The sequence below is a fragment of the Pseudoalteromonas sp. SWYJ118 genome, assembly GCF_015864505.1.
Taxonomy (GTDB): domain Bacteria; phylum Pseudomonadota; class Gammaproteobacteria; order Enterobacterales; family Alteromonadaceae; genus Pseudoalteromonas; species Pseudoalteromonas arctica.
Genome location: NZ_JADYXC010000014.1, coordinates 1 through 19,686, shown reverse-complemented (window position 1 = coordinate 19,686; position 19,686 = coordinate 1). Strand labels below are relative to the sequence as shown.

The 19,686-nt window shown below is 40.2% G+C and carries 18 protein-coding genes and 1 pseudogene; 8 read left to right on the top strand and 11 right to left on the bottom strand.

From position 1 onward, the window contains the following. Positions 1-85: 85 nt before the first annotated feature. A complete protein-coding gene (locus I6F48_RS13460) occupies positions 86-2,134 on the bottom strand; it encodes a TonB-dependent receptor (RefSeq protein ID WP_197119627.1) in 2,049 nt (682 codons plus the stop codon). Positions 2,135-2,808: 674 nt separating this feature from the next. Between I6F48_RS13460 and I6F48_RS13455 the strand changes: the two genes are divergently transcribed. Further along, positions 2,809-4,365, top strand: a complete 1,557-nt coding sequence (locus tag I6F48_RS13455; RefSeq protein WP_197119626.1) for a PepSY-associated TM helix domain-containing protein — start codon at positions 2,809-2,811, stop codon at positions 4,363-4,365. Positions 4,366-4,448: 83 nt separating this feature from the next. Here the strand turns inward: I6F48_RS13455 and yddG are convergent, their stop codons facing one another. After that, complete coding sequence (gene yddG, locus I6F48_RS13450; protein ID WP_197119625.1) at positions 4,449-5,357, bottom strand: aromatic amino acid DMT transporter YddG; 909 nt, start codon at positions 5,355-5,357, stop codon at positions 4,449-4,451. Between the two features lie 181 nt (positions 5,358-5,538). Here yddG and I6F48_RS13445 point away from each other — a divergent pair, with 181 nt between their 5' ends. From I6F48_RS13445 to I6F48_RS13415, 7 genes are all read left to right on the top strand, one after another. Beyond that, positions 5,539-6,192 (top strand): TetR/AcrR family transcriptional regulator, encoded by a 654-nt coding sequence (locus I6F48_RS13445; RefSeq protein WP_197119624.1) that lies wholly within the window; start codon positions 5,539-5,541, stop codon positions 6,190-6,192. 3 nt (positions 6,193-6,195) lie between these two features. Then, entirely contained in the window at positions 6,196-6,678 is a 483-nt protein-coding gene (locus I6F48_RS13440) for a putative 4-hydroxy-4-methyl-2-oxoglutarate aldolase (RefSeq protein ID WP_197119623.1), read from the top strand. Between the two features lie 338 nt (positions 6,679-7,016). Continuing rightward, the gene (locus I6F48_RS13435; RefSeq protein ID WP_197119622.1) at positions 7,017-8,222 is read left to right on the top strand and encodes an amidase family protein; all 1,206 of its coding nucleotides are present in this window, start codon (positions 7,017-7,019) and stop codon (positions 8,220-8,222) included. Continuing rightward, positions 8,219-9,802, top strand: a complete 1,584-nt coding sequence (locus I6F48_RS13430; protein WP_197119621.1) for a gamma-glutamyltransferase family protein — start codon at positions 8,219-8,221, stop codon at positions 9,800-9,802. The genes I6F48_RS13435 and I6F48_RS13430 overlap by 4 nt, the downstream gene beginning before the upstream one ends. Beyond that, on the top strand, positions 9,790-10,614 hold the full coding sequence (locus I6F48_RS13425) for a sulfite exporter TauE/SafE family protein (RefSeq protein ID WP_165729006.1): 825 nt from the start codon (positions 9,790-9,792) through the stop codon (positions 10,612-10,614). Before I6F48_RS13430 ends, I6F48_RS13425 begins: the two co-directional genes overlap by 13 nt. A 2-nt stretch (positions 10,615-10,616) precedes the next feature. Next, the gene (locus I6F48_RS13420) at positions 10,617-11,846 is read left to right on the top strand and encodes a pyridoxal-phosphate-dependent aminotransferase family protein (RefSeq protein WP_197119620.1); all 1,230 of its coding nucleotides are present in this window, start codon (positions 10,617-10,619) and stop codon (positions 11,844-11,846) included. 14 nt (positions 11,847-11,860) lie between these two features. Beyond that, on the top strand, positions 11,861-13,144 hold the full coding sequence (locus I6F48_RS13415; RefSeq protein ID WP_197119619.1) for an allantoate amidohydrolase: 1,284 nt from the start codon (positions 11,861-11,863) through the stop codon (positions 13,142-13,144). A 118-nt stretch (positions 13,145-13,262) separates the two neighbouring features. Here I6F48_RS13415 and I6F48_RS13410 read toward each other — a convergent pair whose 3' ends face one another. From I6F48_RS13410 to I6F48_RS13370, 9 genes and pseudogenes are all read right to left on the bottom strand, one after another. Beyond that, complete coding sequence (locus I6F48_RS13410; protein WP_165729009.1) at positions 13,263-13,565, bottom strand: hypothetical protein; 303 nt, start codon at positions 13,563-13,565, stop codon at positions 13,263-13,265. Positions 13,566-13,609: 44 nt separating this feature from the next. Further along, positions 13,610-13,858, bottom strand: coding sequence for a DUF1272 domain-containing protein (locus I6F48_RS13405; RefSeq protein ID WP_197119618.1), 249 nt, complete (start codon positions 13,856-13,858; stop codon positions 13,610-13,612). Continuing rightward, a complete protein-coding gene (locus I6F48_RS13400; RefSeq protein ID WP_197119617.1) occupies positions 13,852-14,214 on the bottom strand; it encodes a 2OG-Fe(II) oxygenase in 363 nt (120 codons plus the stop codon). The genes I6F48_RS13405 and I6F48_RS13400 overlap by 7 nt, the downstream gene beginning before the upstream one ends. A 234-nt stretch (positions 14,215-14,448) precedes the next feature. Beyond that, positions 14,449-15,987 (bottom strand): glucan biosynthesis protein, encoded by a 1,539-nt coding sequence (locus tag I6F48_RS13395; RefSeq protein ID WP_197119616.1) that lies wholly within the window; start codon positions 15,985-15,987, stop codon positions 14,449-14,451. Between the two features lie 556 nt (positions 15,988-16,543). Further along, positions 16,544-16,780, bottom strand: a complete 237-nt coding sequence (locus I6F48_RS13390) for a hypothetical protein (protein WP_165729013.1) — start codon at positions 16,778-16,780, stop codon at positions 16,544-16,546. A gap of 56 nt (positions 16,781-16,836) precedes the next feature. Next, positions 16,837-17,736, bottom strand: a pseudogene (locus I6F48_RS13385) (transposase); the annotation flags it as partial. A gap of 186 nt (positions 17,737-17,922) precedes the next feature. After that, positions 17,923-18,396, bottom strand: coding sequence for a hypothetical protein (locus I6F48_RS13380; RefSeq protein ID WP_197119615.1), 474 nt, complete (start codon positions 18,394-18,396; stop codon positions 17,923-17,925). A 111-nt stretch (positions 18,397-18,507) separates the two neighbouring features. Continuing rightward, the gene (locus I6F48_RS13375) at positions 18,508-18,936 is read right to left on the bottom strand and encodes a hypothetical protein (protein ID WP_197119614.1); all 429 of its coding nucleotides are present in this window, start codon (positions 18,934-18,936) and stop codon (positions 18,508-18,510) included. 222 nt (positions 18,937-19,158) lie between these two features. Next, on the bottom strand, positions 19,159-19,686 hold a 528-nt coding region (locus I6F48_RS13370), incomplete at its 5' end, for a transposase (protein WP_197119613.1).

Here is a 19,686-nt window from a genome sequence, read left to right as displayed (position 1 = left end):
TAGGGCTTTAGGGCTTTAGGGCTTTAAATTATTTTACCTTTAAAAAGTAGCGTTACAATTTCCAATTCATTATTTTAGAAGCACGTTAAAAACGATACGTTACTGAAGCACCTAACGTTTGAGGATTCACTACCGCAACATAACCTGTTGGGTAGGGACCACTTGCAGGTTCAACTGACGTAAATGCTTCTTCATCTAATGCATTATTAATAAAAGCACTCACCAACCAATGATCGCTGTTATAGCTTATTGTTGCACGCGTAATTGTATAACCTCCGGCAACACGCTCTTCTGTATTAGTTAAATCTCCATAGTAATCGTCTACATAATTAGCGCTCACATTTAACTTTAAGCTATCTGTAAACCAATGCGATAACCCTAAACTTGCAGTTAGCTCTGGTGCTGAGTTTAATTCGTTACCCACTGCATCTGAATAAGTCGCTGATTCATCTATTTTAGTTTTTAACAAACCTAGCCCTGCGTGTAACTGCCATTGCTCACCTAACATGCTATATGCTTCAAGCTCTAAGCCATAGCTATGCGCATCGTCAATATTAGTGATTTTTCGACTTGAGCTTAAGGCTTGATAACCATTAAAGTTATTGTAAAAAATATTAGCACTAATATTTAAATCACCATTATTTAGTACGCTACGCGAGCCTACTTCATAGGTATTTACTGATTCTTGCTCGTAGTAATAATATTCTTGTGCAGCAAAATCTAAGGCACCACCACCAGCGTTATAACCACGACGAGCACTTGCCGATAAGGTAGTGTTGTTAGTTACTTTATATTGAACAGCTAACGTAGGTAGTTTTATCGTATTAGAATTATCTAATTGCTCAACTAACCTACTGCCGCCAAAAGCCATATCAAAATTACGAAGTTGTTCTTCACGCTCAACTCGCAGCCCCGCTGTTAACGTAAGCTCATTTGTTAACTCAAAGCTTGTTTCGCCATAAATTGCTTTAGAGTCACTACTATCGTCACCAAAATAATTGGTTGCACCAACGCTTTTAAAGTCTTGTTCACGGTCAAAATAAGCAATACCTACAAAACCCGAATAAAAATCACTATTTAAGCCAAAATTTAATTTACTATCAATTGTGATATTTTTTTCATCCATAGAAATATCAGACTCCGCACTGGCAAGTGCCTCATATGCTTCAAAGCCCCAGTCATAATCCATATAAGCGAGTAATATATCGAACGAAAAGTTATCATTTATTTTATAATCAATATTTACCTGGGTCGTGTCTGACTGGGTATCCATATCGCGCTGAAATAACGGTACATAATCAAACGGTTCATCACCTTCAAAGTACTTACGACCTGTATTACCCTCTTCACTGTAGGTAGAGTAAGTTAGCTGTACAGCTAAATCGGTCGTTGGGGTATACAGTAATTTTGCACGCGTACTACTGGTATTAAGCTGATTTAAGTTTTTATCTGTTGGATTGGTTTCATGTATCGTTGGGTTGCTAAAGGTTTCACCATTTACATATTGAGTAGATAAACGAAATGCTAGTACATCCTCAATTAAAGCCCCCGAAACAACAGCGGCTGTATCAAGGTAACTATCTTGATTTCTATACCCAACGCGTACAGCACCTTCAAAATCTTGTGTTGGTGCTTTGGTTGTCATATAAACTGCACCACCAATGCTATTACGACCATTGCTAGTTGACTGCGGTCCACGGTATACCGCGATTTGATCTATATCCCACAAACCTGTATCACCGGTTAAATCAGCTACAAATGGCTGACTTACACCATCAACAAGCGTTGATACTCTTGCTTTAGAGCCTCCACTAAATGAGTTAAAACCTGTTGCACCACCATTACCCGACACACCGCGCATATCTGGCACGGCTCCAGTAAGTACCACTACATTTGCCATTTCTGCCAAAGCTTCTGAAACCGAACCTAGTTGTCCATTTTCTAATAGTGACTTATCTACCACGGCAACCGATGTAATCGTATCTTTGAGTGACCTTTCGATTTTTTCGCCTGTTACAATAATTGTATCTATTGATTCTCGACTTGTTTCATCAGCAAATGCATTGCTTTGAGCCAATAACAAAGAGCTTGTAACCAGTAGTGAAAGTTTATTAGGCTTAAATGAAGCTACCACAGTTATTTCCTTTTATGGATAGTTGTTTTATTTTTCGAAAAAATAGCACAAACACACACTTGTTGCAATTGAGTTTAGTTATCATTTAGAATAGTAACATCGTTAATAAGTGTTTTAATTTATGTTGCAACTTACCCTTTCTCTTATTTTATTTACTGCTACATCCCTGTTTTATCTTAGTAACCGCCACCAACGACTTCTAAGCAAACCCATTAACAAAAGCTGGCGCAAGCTCGCATTTATCCTTTTTGTTATTGCCATACCATTAGCCTTATATGCTTTTTCTAATGCGGCAGCCGTATTTTTTATCATTTTAATGATAATGCTCGCTTTAATAATAATTCCGCTCGTAGGCCTGATTAAACACAAGGAAGTAAAATAATGTCATCTGCACAAAGGCAAAAAATAAAACCAACTTGGCTTGGCAAAAGTTTGGCTGGTTGTTTTTTAGGGCTAGCGCTAGCGTTTATTCTCGTTGCTTTTTTTGCATGGTACGGAGCGGGAGGCATAGATGCGCCCGACAAAGTGCAATTTAATATGTGGATGATACCCATTTTATGGTTAACTATTTTTAGCTTTACCTACCTGTTTAGTTCAGCAAAAAATGCTTGGCTGACACTTGGGGGCTTAAATATAACGCTATATAGTTTATTTATAATTTTAAGGAATTGGCTATGAGAGTAAGAGCCGATATTTTGCGTACCTACCAAGGCGTGCATACATGGACAGGAATAATTGCAGGTTTAGTACTTTTTATAGGTTTTTATGCTGGTAGTTTAACCATGTTTAAATACGAATTAGCGCAGTGGGCAAATCCCGCCAGTGCACCAGTGACTAAACCACACACTAACAATCACCAAACATTAGTTGACCAAGCAATAGCTAAGTACCCTGAGCAAATGGGTAATGGTTTTTCTCTCGATATATTAACAAATCAAGCGCCACTATCTTGGTATAGCCAAGGTAAAGAGCGCGGGATGAAGCTTGATAATCAATTACAGGTGATCTATCTAAACCAACAAAATGAGCTTGTAATACAGCAACAAAGTGAGAATAAACTTGCAGATTTAATAGATTACTTACATCGAACCGCAGGGTTTTTAGGCGAAATTGGGCACGACCAATCAGGCGTATATATACTTGGTATAGCATCTGCGCTGTACTTTTTAGCATTGGTGTCTGGCGTAATTATTTTACTACCTACGCTTGTAAAAACCTTTTTTGCGATTCGAAAAGAAAAAGGCGCCAGTCGCTTTTGGCTCGATAGTCATAATTTAGTTGGGATCGCCAGCTTGCCTTTTCATTTAATTATAGCGTTTACTGTGGTGGTATTTGCATTTCATGATCTGGTTTATGATGGTCTATCAGCATTTTATGACGATAAATCCTTTTTTCAACGACCTGCCCCAGCAGCACATAATTATCATATTGCAAACTTACCAAGCATAAATAAGCAGCTCTTAGCGGCAAAAAACTACGCCCCAGGTTATGAGCCAATTCACATTACATTTAGTCGTTTAAATACAAACAGTCCAACAGCAACATTAAAAATGAGTAATAGCAGCGCTGTCGTTCGCGGACCTGATACCGACTACTTATTTTTACACCCCTATACATTAAAAGTACTTAACTCAAGCTATCCGCAAGGAGATGATGGTGTTTGGGGTAATATAGTAGGAAGTTTCTTTTCACTTCACTTTGGTACATATGGGGGCGAATGGGGACGTTGGGGCTATTTTGTGATGGGACTACTTGGCGCATTCTTATTTTATTCTGGTAACTTATTATGGCTAGACAAGCGCTTTAAACAAGATGCAAACAAACGAAGCACACGATTTATGGCAAATTTAACAATTGGTGTGTGTTTGGGTTCAATGATTGCGGTAACGGCAACCTTATTACAAGCTAAATGGACTAACCAATATATGGGTAACGCAAATTATAGTTATCTCTATAGTTACTATTTGGTATTTTTTGCCTTTGTTGTTTATACCTTTTTTAAAGGAACTCACCACGCTAGCTATTGGGGCTTAATGGGTATTACACTTTTATCTGCTGGTATGGGGGGGTCAACACTTATACAGGCTTTATTAGCTGATGATTTTTTAAAATATTATCAAAGCGGTTTTGTTGATATTAGCGCTGCAGTATTTGCATTAATATTTTATTATTGTGCAAAAAAAGTTAGAAATAAATCAGTAAGCTATGCAGTTATACCTGCAAAATTATAAAGAAAAACTTAATGAGGCGTATTGCACGCCTCATTAAAGGTATAAATTTAGATTTAAAATATAAAAACATTAACTAACGTAGATTAGTTTACTGTGCGTTTAGGCTTTTCTCGCGTTACAAAGTAGCAAATTAGCGAGCCCACTGTTACCAGTACAACCCCTTGCCAAAACGAAGCACTCAGCGTAATAGATAAATACAGCGCCGAAATAATAGTAGAAAACACCGGTGTAAAGTACGAAAGCGTTCCCAAAAGCATTAAGTTACCGCCAATAATAGCTTGATTCCACAGCGCATAACCGCTCCCCACTACTACACCGGCTAATAATAACGTCATGCTTGAGCTGAGCGAAAACGTTAATGGCGCTTCATTACTAAAACCATATTGCGCCCACAAACTCATTGCCGTAATAGTAAAAAATAATGTAATCGCATTTTTACCATTACTCAGCTTTTGCGTTACTACGCAATAAATAGCCCATATAAACGCCGCAGCTAATGCCATTAGGTAAGTAGCAGGATTATCAGCAAAGTTAGTCACAAGCGTATCCAACGACATTTCTTGATCGCCCGTAATACACCAAGCAACGCCTAAAAAAGCAATGATCATGCTTGGGTAAACCCAGTAACTTACTTTTTTACGACCAATAATAATAGAGAGCAATATTGTTAGCGTGGGCCATAAATAATTAATAACCGCCATTTCCATTGCCTGATGACGACTATTTGCCATACCAATAGAAAGCGCCAAGCAAATTTCGTACGATACAAATAATAAAGTACCTACTACCAAGTAGCGTTTCGAAAAACCACTAAACTTGGGCACTCCCATAACCAAAATTAAAAATATCGCACTGACAGAATACATAGCCGCAGCACCACCTATGGGGCTAAACAACTCAGAAATATCTCGTAGTAATGCAACTAAGCAACTCCACAGTAATATTGCAGCGACTCCATATAGTGTATATTTATTTTTGCTTATAAAACCCATTTGCCAACCTAAAAGTACTACCCGTAAATTTGAAACTAAACTAACAGTAATTATTTAATTAAACAATTAAAGTTAATAGCTTAAACCTCTCGTCTGTTTTTAACATTCACCCTTTTTAGTAATTGACCTTTTGGTCAGTAAAGCTACAATCAATCAATACGTTAAACACGCAAACTCTATAATGACCACACAAATAAAACCAAATAAAAAAGAAGTTACACGCGAGAAAAACCAAAAACTAATTTTAGATGCCGCCGAGCAATTGTTTTCGCAATTAGGTTACGACGGAGCAAGTATGAGCATGGTTGCTAAAGAAGCGCAGGTGCCAAAAGCTAATATTTTGTATTACTTTAAAAGTAAAGATGGTCTGTACGAGTCTGTGATCGACCGCATAATAGCTAATTGGAACTTAGGGCTCGATAACGTCACAATTAACGACGATCCAGCTACCGTGCTTTATAACTATATTAAAAGCAAAGTAATACTTGCCGTAAATCAGCCAATGCAATCGCGTTTATTTGCCAGTGAAATACTGCGCGGTGCACCTTATTTACAAAACTACTTTAGAACCAATACCCGCCCTTGGGTTAAACAAAAGGTTGATGTACTTCAAGCATGGATGGACGCAGATAAAATGGATAAGGTTGACGCCTACCATTTGCTCTTTACTATTTGGTCTACCACGCAATATTACGCCGACTTTCAGGCGGAGGTTTTACTCGTAATGAACAAATTAGAGTACGACGAAACCGATGTGGCACAAATTACGCAATCAATTGCCCACATAATTTTAAAAGGTATTGGTCTTAAAATACCTGAGCAAAGTGAGACTTAACCCATGACATCCTTTACTACACCCGATTTATTTGACGATCATCGCGATAACGTGCAAGTAGCAGACAGCGGCCTTTATCACTTTGGTAAAAAAACCACGTTTTATGGCAAAGTAGTGACCGTTACCTGCCCAGAAGACAACTCTTTTGCCGCCGATATATTGCATGAAAACGGTAAAGGTAAAGTGTTAGTTATTAACGGTTTTGCGAGCAAACGCTTTGCGTTTATAGGCGATATTATGGCTGAGCGGGCCTTAAGTAATGGCTGGGAAGGCATAATAATAAATGGCTGTTGCCGAGATATAGAAATACTTGCCACGATGAATTTACCTGTAATGGCGCTAGGCTCTACCCCGCGCAGTACCTTAAAGCGCGGCTTTGGTGATAAAAACCAAGCTGTTACCATGCTTAGCACCACCATAGAACCTAACGATTGGGTTTACGCCGATATTAACGGTTTAATCATCAGTAAAACGTCCCTTATTTAGCACTTAAAACCATATAAATAAAGACCAACTTGGTGCACCTTCGCACCAAATTGGTTTGTTTTAACTCATTTTTAATCTCACTATTTTTATAGCCCACATTTATAAACCTCATACAGCCCACCAAAACCTGACCAGTTGGACAGGTTTTTAATTTATGGCATTCCTCTTGCTTAGGTTTTAAACAATATAATAAGCTAACCGATTAAAAAGCGGATCAGGCTCTGTAAAATAAAAACAAGATGTTACGCAGTGGGCTGAAAAATAATAAAAATTAATCTGTCTTTTTAATCACCCTAAATCTGGACTGCTTGGTCAGATTTTTTATAACGAGTGGTGATATGAGTACCAAAAATAATAATACGCCCGGTATTTTTTGTGACCATGGTCCTAAAGCATGGCAAACACATTACCAAGGCACACTTATTAATAAGCGCCTTGTGGTAAAAGATGTATTTGCTATTAAAGGCGAGCGTAACAGCGCTGGTAACCCACACTGGCTTAAAACAGCTAAACCGGCACAGCAAACATCCAGCGCCATAAACAAATTAATGAGTGAAGGCTGTAATTTTACAAGCTTTACCCATACTGACGAACTGGCTTATAGCTTAGAGGGTAATAATATACATTATGGCGCTGCACAAAATCCTACATTAAAAGGGCATGCTTGCGGTGGTTCGAGTATGGGGTCTGCTGCTGCAGTGGCTGCTAATTTAGCTGACATTGGCTTAGGCACCGACACTGGCGGCTCAATTAGAATACCCGCCAGCTATTGTGGTTTATTTGGTATAAGGCCAAGCCATAACATAATTGAAAAAGACGGCCTAATACCGTTGGCTCCGCCCTTTGATACCATAGGTTGGCTTACCCAAAGCGCCGAGCTATTAAGCAGCGTTGGCGATGTATTATTACCACAACAACCTATTAATGAAGTAAATACGCTGGTTATTTGCGAAGCACTATTTGAACTCGTTGAACCCTCTTTACAAGCACCACTTAAACAATTGCTTGAAAAAACCAAACCTTATTTTAATCATCATATCGATTTTAAGCTCCCCAAAAGCAGCCTGCTAAGTGAGCTTGCCGATACCTTTAGAATATTACAAGGTAGTGCGATTGCTAAAACGCACCGAGACTGGCTTGAACTCCCAGATCAGCTTTCTCATTTTGCGCCAGCAATTGCGGCTCGTTTTAAAATGGCACTGGCTTTAACCGAGCAAGAAGAACAAGAGGCATTAAAAATACAGCACGAGTGGCAAACAATCGTCGCTAAAAACCTGAATAAACACAGCTGCTTATTTTTACCAACCACCCCTACAACCGCACCAAAACTAGGCGCCGACACAAGCGCCTTACGTATGCAAATTATTACACTTTCGGCAATTGCAGGACTTAGTGGCTCAGCGCAAGTGCATTTACCGCTGGCTGATTTAGCAAATGATCATCCGTATGGTTTTTCGCTAATGATGAGCCACGGTAACGATAAAAGCCTACTTACTTGCGTACAACAATTAGCTGCACACTTTAAACAAGGCACAACGGCATGACCACACACAACATTGCATTTACCGCGTCTCATTTTTCGGCAACAGAGGCGGGTATAAATATATTAAAACAAGCCGGTACAGCCACCGAGGCTATGGTAGCCGCTGCCGCTGCTATTAGTGTTGTATATCCACATATGAACTCAATTGGTGGCGACAGCTTTTGGCTTATCGATAACCCAAACCAAAAAACGCCCACCGCTATTGACGCCTGCGGCCGCGCAGCAACTAACACAACGGCGTATAACTCGCTCACGCAAATACCAGAGCGCGGCGGATTAAGCGCACTAACTCAAGCGGGTACAATACGCGGTTGGCAAAAAGCGCTTGAGGTAGATGAACACGCAGCACTGCCACTTTCAAAAATTTTAGCGCCTGCCATTGCGCTTGCTCGCGAGGGTTTTACCGTTACAAAAAGCTTGCAAGCAGGCTGCGAAAAGCTAGCGGCGGTTGAAAATACCAATGACGCGTTTAAAAGCCTCTACATACCCAATGGTAAACCCTTGCAAGCGGGTCAGCATTTTAAAAACCCACAACTTGCAGCAACATTTGAGCACTTAGCAAAACAGGGTTTAAACGCATTTTATGAAGGTGCACTTGCCAACTCGTTTGCCGCTGATTTAGCAAAAGCAGGCAGCTCAATTACCACTGACGATATTGCAAATACCCAAGCCGAGGTAGTTATCCCGCTAAGTGCAAACCTAAGTGGTATTGACTGCTACAACTTACCTGCGCCAACACAGGGCGTGCATTCGCTACAAATAATTGGTGCCGTAAATAAGTTAAAGCATTTAGCTAAAACCGATGCCGACTGGACGCACTTAATTGTAGAGGCAACCAAACAAAGCTTTACCCATCGCCCTACCCTTTGGGCCGATCCTAACGTATTAGGGGATGATTATAAAAACGCACTAACTAATGAGCGCTTAAGCAAACTTGCCAACAATATTGATATGAGCAAAGCACAACAATGGCCATTTAATACAGAGCCTGGCGATACCGTATGGATGGCAGCACGAGACAAAAACGGGCAATTAGTAAGCTTTATTCAAAGTATTTACTGGGAGTTTGGCAGCGGCATATTAATGAGCAAAGGCGGCTTTGTGTGGAATAACCGAGGTTTAAGCTTTAGTTTAAACAATAAAGATGTCAATAACCTTGCCCCAAATAAAAAGCCTGCACATACACTTAACCCTGCAATGGCAAAATTTAACGATGGTCGTCGCCTTGCCTACGGAACAATGGGCGGTGAAGGGCAACCACAAACCCAAGCCGCTGTTTTTGCAGGTTATGCATGGCGAAATAAATCAATAAAACAAGCAATTAGCGACCCTCGCTGGTTACTTGGAAGAACATGGGGCGATACAAGTACAAATTTAAAAATTGAAAAAGGGTTAGTTTTTCATATAGAACATGAATTAAATCAACGTGACCACGATTGGGTAAGCGTTGATAATAATAACGAAATGATGGGGCACGCTGGGGCTATTTTAGATACACCTACAAGCCTTGAAGCTGCAACAGATCCTCGTTCAGATGGACGTGCAACAGTAACTACAGCAGGAACACAATGTCAGAAATAATTAACCAATGGCCAATAGTAATGGCCTTAATAGCAACCGGTATTTTTGCTGGTATTTTAGCTGGACTATTTGGCGTAGGCGGCGGTATTGTTATCGTGCCTGTACTGTACTTCCTGCTACAAGGTTTTGGCGTAAGCCCAGAGTCGGCAATGATGATAGCAACCGCAACATCACTTGCCACTATAGTACCTACCTCGCTTTCATCTATTCGCTCGCACCATAGCAAAGGTAATATTGACCTTGCCCTAATAAAATATTGGGCACCGTTTATATTAGTTATGGCGGTTGTGGGTAGCATTATTGCTCATACTGTTCGCGGTAACGCATTAGTACTCATGTTTGCCTGTATTGCTATTTTAGTCAGTTTAAACATGTTATTTAGAGCCGGCGCACCTGCACTTGTAAAACAACTACCTGGTAAATTTGGGCAAGGCATTATGGCAAGTATTGTAGGCGGTTTGTCGGTCATGATTGGCATAGGCGGCGGCACGATTGGCGTACCTATGCTAAACGCATTTAACGTACGCGCCCATGTTGCGGTAGGTACTGCGGCCGTTTTTGGTTTATTGATTGCGCTACCTGGCGTTATTACCTTATTAAGTATTGGCACAACGCCAATCGATGCTCCCCTAGGTACGTGGGGGTTAGTTAACCTCCCGGCCTTTTTTCTTATTATTCCGCTGACTATTTTATTTGCGCCTATTGGCGTAAAAATTGGTAGCAAGCTGGATCAAAAACAACTAAAACGCGCCTTTGCCGTTGTCTTAATGATAACCGGTATTCGTATGCTTATTCAGACTCTAGGAGCCTAAATATGTTTAATAACACGCAAGTTCAAACCTTAAACCCACCACAGCGTTTATTAATGGGACCAGGTCCTATTAATGCAGACCCTCGTGTTTTACGTGCTATGTCGGCGCAGCTTATAGGTCAGTACGACCCAGTAATGACCGGCTTTATGAACGAAACCATGGCGCGCTATCGCGAAATTTTTAAAACCAAAAACGAATGGACCATGCTAATAGATGGCACATCGCGCGCAGGGATTGAAGCCATACTGTGCTCTATTTTGCGCCCAGGCGATAAAGTATTGGTGCCAATTATGGGGCGTTTTGGGCATTTACTGGCTGAAATAGCAGAACGCGTTGGCGCAAAGGTGCACACAATAGAAGTACCGTGGGGCGAAGTATTTACGCCCGAACAAATCGAAAAAGCCATTGTTGATGTAAAACCCCACGTACTTGCTATGGTACAAGGCGATACATCCACCACCATGAACCAACCTCTTGAGTATATTGGCGATATTTGCCAAAAGCACGATGTACTATTTTATTGCGATGCCACCGCATCCATTGTGGGTAACGAACTTCCTGCCGATGAATGGAAACTCGATGCACTTTCTGTTGGTCTGCAAAAATGTTTAGGCGGGCCGTCTGGCTCAGCACCTTTAACACTCAGTGACAAATGCGCAGAGTGGATCCAAAAACGTAAAAAAGTAGAAGCAGGTATTCGCACTGCAGATCATACCGACGGCACAGAGCCATTTGTACGCTCAAACTACTTTGATTTAGGCATGATAATGAATTACTGGGGGGAAGAGCGCCTAAATCATCATACCGAAGCCACCAGCATGCTGTACTGCGCCTCAGAATGCGCCCGCATAGTCATTGAAGAAGGCGTAGATAACTGCGTAGCGCGCCACAAATTACATGGCGATGCCATGCTAACCGGCATTCAAGCACTGGGCTTAAATGTATTTGGCGATTTAACGCATAAAATGAACAACGTACTGGGTGTTTATATACCCGAGGGCATTAATGCCGATCACGTACGCGGGCAAATGCTAACCGATTTTGGAATAGAAATTGGCACCTCGTTTGGACCACTTCATGGCAAAATTTGGCGTATTGGCACTATGGGCTACAACGCCCGAAAAGATACCGTACTACAAACACTTGCCAGCCTAGACGCTTGCTTGCATGCCAACGGTTACAAAGGTCCTAAAGGCGAAGCCGCCATTGCCGCCCTCACTCACTATAAATAAAAAAAGGATTTAGCATGACGATTGTAAGCCCCCTTTTAAAGCCTTTATTAAACAAAGAACTTGCTGATGAATACGCAACACGCGCTTTATCTCGCTGTAAAACTCTCAGCGCACTATCGCAAATGCAAGGTGGTATTCACCGCGTGTACTTATCAAAAGAGCACAAAGAGTGTAACGCCGTTACTGCATCATGGATGGTTGAGGCAGGCATGCAATCGTGGCAAGACGAAGTGGGCAACCTTTGGGGTCGGCTTAAATCATCAAACCCACATGCTAAACGTTTAATTATAGGGTCACACCTCGACACAGTACCGAATGCAGGTGCGTTTGATGGTATTTTAGGTGTACTACTGGGGATAGAAATTGCAGCGCTTGCAAATAAGTTAAAGCTCGACCTACCCTTTCATTTAGATGTAGTGGGCTTTTGCGATGAAGAAGGCACCCGCTTTGCCACAACTTTAATTGGCTCAAAAGCCCTCGCTAACGAATTTAACCCACAGTGGCTAAACATTGAAGACACAAACGGCATAACTATGCGCCAAGCCATGCTCGATTTTGGCTTAAATCCTAATGACTACGCAAAGGCCGCACTAAACAAAAACGAATTACTAGGTTACTGGGAAACTCATATTGAACAAGGTCCGGTGCTCGAATCGGTTAATCAGGCGCTCGGAGTAGTAACGGCTATAGCAGGTGCTAAACGCGCTATGCTTACCCTAACAGGGCAAAGTGGTCATGCGGGTACAACGCCAATGAACTTGAGACAGGATTCGTTAGCAGGCTGCGCCGAACTTACTCTTGCCATAGAGCAGCTAGCAAAAAACGCGAGTAATGGCGAAGTTGCCACCGTAGGGCAAATACAATCTCGCCCTGGGGCTACAAACGTGATTGCAGGCAAAACGACCATAAGCCTAGATGCACGCGCTCAGAGCGACACCGATCTCGCTAACTTACTAAGCGCCATACAAAGCAGCGCTCAATCTATAGCAAGCAAACGCAATTTAACACTCGATTGGCAATGGACGCATGCAGCAGATGCCGTTGCGTGCGATACTCAAATTCAGCATTTGTTTTCAAGCGCATGTAAACTCAATAACCAAGCATCGCCTTCACTTGCCTCAGGCGCAGGGCACGATGCAATGGCAATCGCTCCAATTTGCCCCGTTGGCATGTTGTTTATACGCAGCCCTGGCGGTATAAGCCATCACCCAGGAGAAGCCGTTACCGACAGCGATGTAACAAAGGCACTCAGTGTAATGTACAGCGCGCTTTTACTTTATGTGAAAGAGTGTGAGTGATTTTAAGGTAATCGAGTAAACCAAGTATATTAACTTGGTATGCTTAGGGGCTTAAACCTCCTCAAAGTCATTTGGAGGTTGTTACTAAATACAGGAATATTCGTTATTTAAAGTAGCTTTATCGGACTGCCCTTTGCTCTTTTAGGCTAAGGCGTTTATGTGAGCTATATACATGTTGAATGTTTGTACCATTGACCAAATATGCATCCATTTCAACGGTAATTAAACCCGATAATGGCTTGATTTCTAGAACACCCAACTCACCTAAATTTGCAGATAGTAAAGTATTATTCCTAATAGCTAACAAAGTTTTGTCAGTATCTCGTAAGTCACCATCCACATATAATTTAGCACCACTAAACCAAGCGTTAATTATTTTAACTTTGATTGACTTAACGGTAAATTCAAAGGATTTTCTCATCAGATCTCCATACCCAGAAAATGTAATTATTATACTTTGTGTTCTTATGTATTTGGCGCACAACCACTTTCTTTTAATACCCGCTTAGTTGGTGCTGGGTAATTTTTTAGTGCAGCCAAAGGGCGAATTGGCCGCTGAACCAAATTACCTGAGCAGTTTGGGCACACGTTATTTAACACCGTTTGAGCACAGCCAGAACAAAATGTGCATTCAAATGAACAAATAAAAGCCTCTGTGGACTGTGCAGGTAGATTCTTATCACAACATTCACAATTAGGTCTTAAATCTAGCATTTAGAGCTCCTTCTTATCCACCCAATACTGAGTAAATATCTATTACCTTTTATAACTTTTGATACCTGATGCTCACTTACATCAGGGCGGAATAGCTTAACTCGCTTTGTTTCAAATATCGGATTAGTGCAAATAAACTCACCACCCAAATCTGCCTTTTTAAGCACTATATTCAATCGATAGTGTTTACCAGATTCAACCTTGTCTGTATGTGGTGCTATTTCACTTCCTTGTGGAAATTTAAGCAAATATGTATCAAATTTAATTGGCCACGTAGCACCACAAATCAACATTTTATCGTAGCCTGACTTTTGCCTGCCTCGCTCCCAACAAAATAATTCACTCAAAAAAAACATAAAACTCCTAGATACACCTAACAAGCAGCAGGTTAACTCGTTTTTTATTTTTATTGATAAACAAACCATAGCCGAGTTCATATTTTGATTCAATCGATTACTGTATTTTACGTGGGATATAAAAGGGAGTTTTAATGGTGTTTTGATTGGCGTTTTAAAAGACATTATGGTGGCTATAATTGACAGAAAATCAAAATATAGCCACCCGTTTTACTTTAATGCTTATTTAAGGGCTTATTTAATCGTAACCTTTGCATCACTTACCCATGTCTCAGTTATAGCTTCATCATTTTTATCAACTAAATACGCGCGTATGTTTACCGGATTATTGTTAGCTTGTTTGTAGTCAAACGCTAATCGCCATTGGTTTGTACCAACTACCGGATAAACCCCAATAGGTTCTAGTATTTCACCGTTGCTGGCTTCAACAATCGGCTTTATACCACTTTTGTTATCTAAGTCTTTAAATGCTGGACCTTCAAAATCAATCACCATTTTGTTAACGCCTTCAGGAATTGGCTGGCCGGGAATTCCGCCTAAGCCTTGGCGAGTATTTACAACGCTTGCAAGCGTTTTTGATTTTGGATCGAGTGGACGCCACTCTATATCATAAGAAAAGGTAAACTCATCACCTTTGCGCGCCTCTTTTTCAGGCACCCAATAGGCAACAATATTGTCAAACGTTTCATCTTTTGTTGGAATCTCGATTAACTGAACTGCCCCTTTCCCCCAATCGTCAGTAGGTTTAATCCACGCTGATGAACGCTTATTGTAAAATACGCCGTCGTCTTGGTAGTTATTAAAGTCACGGTCTCTTTGGATTAAACCAAACCCTTTTGGGTTCTCATCAATAAAGCTATTGGTCGACACCGACTGAGGATTATTTAATGGGCGCCAAATGTATTGACCCGATCCTGTGTGAATAGCCAGCCCATCACTGTCGTGAATTTCTGGGCGCCAGTCTTTAGCAGTTGTTTTATCTTTTTGTGAGTACCAATACATGCTCGTAAGCGGCGCTACGCCTAAGCGTTCAACATCGGCGCGCATATACAAATTAGCGCTCACAGAGGTGATATGCCCTTTATCTTCTTTGTTATCTTTGCTTAAACCAAAACGATAAGCACCGGTGATAGAAGGCCCTTCAAGCAATGCCCAAACAGACACACTTTCGCCTTTTTTCTCTGCGGGACCAATCCAAAATGCAGAAAAACGCGGAAATTCTTCTGGTTGATTCATACCCGTATTAATCGCGATACCTCGCGCCGACAGTCCATATTGCCCCTCTGGCCCATCAGTACGAAAATAAGACGCACCTAAAAAAGATATCCAATCTGGTTTCATATCTGGGCGCATTACTCTAAAGCCTGCAAATCCAAATCCTTCAGGGAGTTCGTGAGCTGGGCTGTCATCAGGCATATCAAAAACGTCATTACTAAAAGGTACATTTTGCACCTGATTTTTATCGTCTCTGATATAAATACTTACTGGCTCAGGAAAATATCGGCCAGGGTAAAATAATTGTACAGGTGCGTTTTTTCCACTTGGATATAAGGTTTCATCTTCTTTAAAGCGTATTTTCCAGTGTTCGTCATACGTAATTTTATCGATTAACTCCGGCGCTGGAACCTTGGTTGCCGTATAGGGCTTTTCGGCTGAGGCTTTTGCCAGTACTTTTAAGTCTTCGAATGAAAACTCCGTTTTATCTAATGCTTCTGTCGCGTAAGACGACATCGAAGTGCTAAAAATAATTGCGATAAATAACTTTAATTTCATAAAAAGAATGTCCAATAAATTGAGTCAAATAAAAATGGGAACGCTGCACGAACGTATGTTTAACTTAAAGTTCTGTATGGATATTACGTGACGTAATATGAACTAGCGTTTACTAAGGTATTGTTATTTGACTACAGGACCTCCCATAATTAATTTGTTTTTACGGGAATTAATTTTAAGGGCGATTGCGCGCGTTTAATGATATCGCTGAAGTGAAAATAAACGGAAATAGCGCAGTTTATTGGACGAAGCCGTCAAGAGGTATGGATATATTTAGATTTTAGTTGCCCACTATTCCAAGGCAAATACTTGTAGAGTGGCTGGTTTTTCTATTCGTTGTAGTTACATAGTTGATTTGGGCTAAAGCGTATTATAAGCAGTAAAAAGTGAAGGGTAAGCCTATATAGAACTGTGGTATTTAAATTGATAAGGATTACATTTAAGTGTTGAAAAACAAAGAGGCTCACCACTTTTAAAATTTGCAATTAATAGCTAAATTTGACTAGTCGTCCACCTCAGGGCGTGTTGTTAGCTTTACTTTAAATAACTGCCAAGTTTACTCTTTAGTTTTTTGTGGTGATGCAGAATACAACCAACTAAAAAACTTAATACCAATAAAGTAAAAAAGATAAATAGTCATGAGTTTAATTATAAATTTAATAATATCAAAAGGATCTGACCATATATTATATTCAAAACCTATTAAAGGTAATATCCAATCAGAACCTAATAAAACAAACAGCAGAGTCATATAGGTTGTAAGAAACGGTAGTTCTTTTTTAGATGTTGTCACCAAACCTCCTTGTAATGCTAACGAGCCTGTAGATTAACTCGTTTTTTTATTTANTTAATCGTGTGATCGTCTTTGCGCTTGTCAGTGTTCAATTTATCAAGCTGCTGCTTTAATTGCTTAACAGCTGGCTGTAGGGTTTGTTGCTCACCCACTGAGCCCCACGCTTGAGCTTGCAGTATAATTTGATGTTTATCATCGTTTATCGCGATGCCGTTGTAGCCTTGAATTGTCCCTTTTGAGGTCGTCATTTTTGCGCTATCTGGGTCAGTGATATTACTTTTAACTGGCTTGCCTTTACTGCCTGTTTTTTCTTTGTGAGTGGCTAAGAACTCGGTGATTTTATCTGCACTTTTATCCAGCTTCTCTTTTTGTTTTAAATCCTGAGTTATCAACTCTTCACTCAGTCCATCTTGTGATTGGTGGCGTTCAATAATACGTTTGCTTGCGCGTTCTAGTTTTGCTTTTTTGCGGTCTAACTCATCGAATTTGCCGCTCCACTCCTTACTTGCATTGGACTTTAATTTACACCCATCAATGGCAAACATGTTGCGGCCTATCAAGCCTTCCTCATCACATATCATCAGTACTTGCGTAAAAAGCGGCTCAATCTGTTCATGCATTTTGGCCACGAATCCCGCTATTGATGTGTAATGCGGCTGAATATCTCCCGACACACTCATAAATAAAATATTATGCTCGCAAGCCTTTGCAATCCGACGGCTACTGATAAATCCATGTGCATAACCCAGTAAAATAATCTTTAGCATTACCGAAGGCGGATACGCCGCCGCGCCTGTTTTGTCGTTGTTATACCACGCGTCAAATCCCGATAAATCGAGTTTATTTTCGACGATATAACAAAGGGCATATTCAAAGGTGCCAGGCAAAATTTGCTCAGCGAAATTGATAGGAATGAATTTATTTTGACAGGATAAGTCAGGCTTATAGTTAGCCATAACAGTTTACCGTGGGTGAATAATATCTATTAGATCACAGCGAATGAATGGATTCAAGGTTAAAAAGCAATCAATTGAAAATAGTAGGATACGTTCCTAAAAAGAGTAATTCTACAGCCTCAACGCCTCACTAAGAGGCAAATAATAGTTGGTTAAAATAAGCGACGCAGGAGCAAAAACCAACTGTTATTTGTCCTGCTTTAGTGACTTGTTAGTTTTAAACAACTCCAAGTAGTATTCTTTGTCTTGTAAATTGCGTTGAAAATGCCCTGCAACTGGCGGCTGAAATTTATTACCAGATAATAATAAAAGTCTTTGCTCTGTTACTTCTGGGTAGTCTTCTTTGATTTGAGCGAAACTAAAATGCATAAAACTGTCTAATGGGACAAATAGTTTTGTAGGTACACTATTTGAATTAGTCTCTAATACCTCATCAACAACAAAAATTAGTCTGATACTATTTGGGGACTTGGGGCCAGTTTTAGCTTTTAAGTCATGTATCTGTTTGCCGCTTCCATCAATCATGTCAACACCGATGACACGACCAATTAAAACATGATCTGTTTTTTCAATTAAAGCCTTATCAGATACTTCCAATGGAAATGAGGCAAATACATAATTTGAAATGAGACAAAGAAACAAAACTAAATATTTACGCATGAACATCCCTTTAAAACTAACGCCCAATTAACAGGCAAAAAATTGTTGGCTAAAATAAGTGAACGTAGTGAACAAAAAGCCAACTGTTTTTTGTCCTTGTTGAATTGCTTGTTAGGTTTTTGGTAGCACCTTTATTTGTAGGTTATACCAATTTTTATTTAATTCAATACTTGGATTATAATCCCAAATTGTAGCTGGATGTTGACTCAATTCGACAGTAGTTTCATTGAGCCATGAAATAATAGGCTTTACTCGAACTTGGCTATTCCACACATTCTGATTATTTAGCCAATGCTCTGAATTTTCCTGAGTTTTAAGCTTTAACCTATAAATAGGCGCGGTGTTCGCACCTGTATTTATAACTCCGTACTCTAAAATAGCAATAACGGTGTTATTTTCATTCGAATACTCTCCAACAACTATCCAATCGAAAAGTTCTGTCGGTGTATTTCCAACTTTAGGTGTGAGCATTGTAAAGAGGTCTAATATAAGGAAAACAGAGGCTAAAACACCAATAAAAGAAAATATATTCTTAAGCATACTCAGAACCTTAATAAGAAACCTAACGAGCCTGTAGATTAACTCGTTTTAAAATTTGTTTTATTGATAAACAAACCATAGCTGAGTTCCTATTTTGGTTCAATTGATTACTGTATTTTTACGCAGCATATAAAGAAGTGTTTGGTGTTGTTTAAATTGGCGTTTTGGAAGCGATTACGAGTGGTTGAGTGGTTTTATTTAGGTTAAAAGGACTTCCCCTTCTTAATGCATCGTGTTTTGCAGTTTTTCTATATTATGAACAAGGCAATACAGTTGCCATTGCGTATTAACTTTCGTTTGACCCCGTAAGGTCAATTTATTCATGCCCTTGTTGACGGTAATATTGCCGAACACGGGTTCAATACAGCCTAATCGCTTACTGTATTGTCGTCGTCCGATTGGGCTGTCTATTTTTACTTTCATTTTGTCTACATAGCTCAGCTTTTTGCGTGATTCATTATTTATAAACTGAACTTGTCGTCCCCTTTCTATCGGTGGTTTTCGCATGCATTGCTGCTGTAGCGGGCACGTTTTACAGTCTTTTAAGTAACCACAGAATCGCGTGTATTGCTGGTTATGACTTTTTACATTAATCCCACTTCGCCACATATCATTACCTGCAGGGCAGCGGCAGGTTTGAGTTGCTTCATCATAATGAAAATCGTCTGAGGTAAATAAGCGTGGCTTGCCTTTACTGCGTTTTAGTCGGCGCTTTTCTTGCTCCGTTTCGTATGTTTCGCTGTCTTTAAA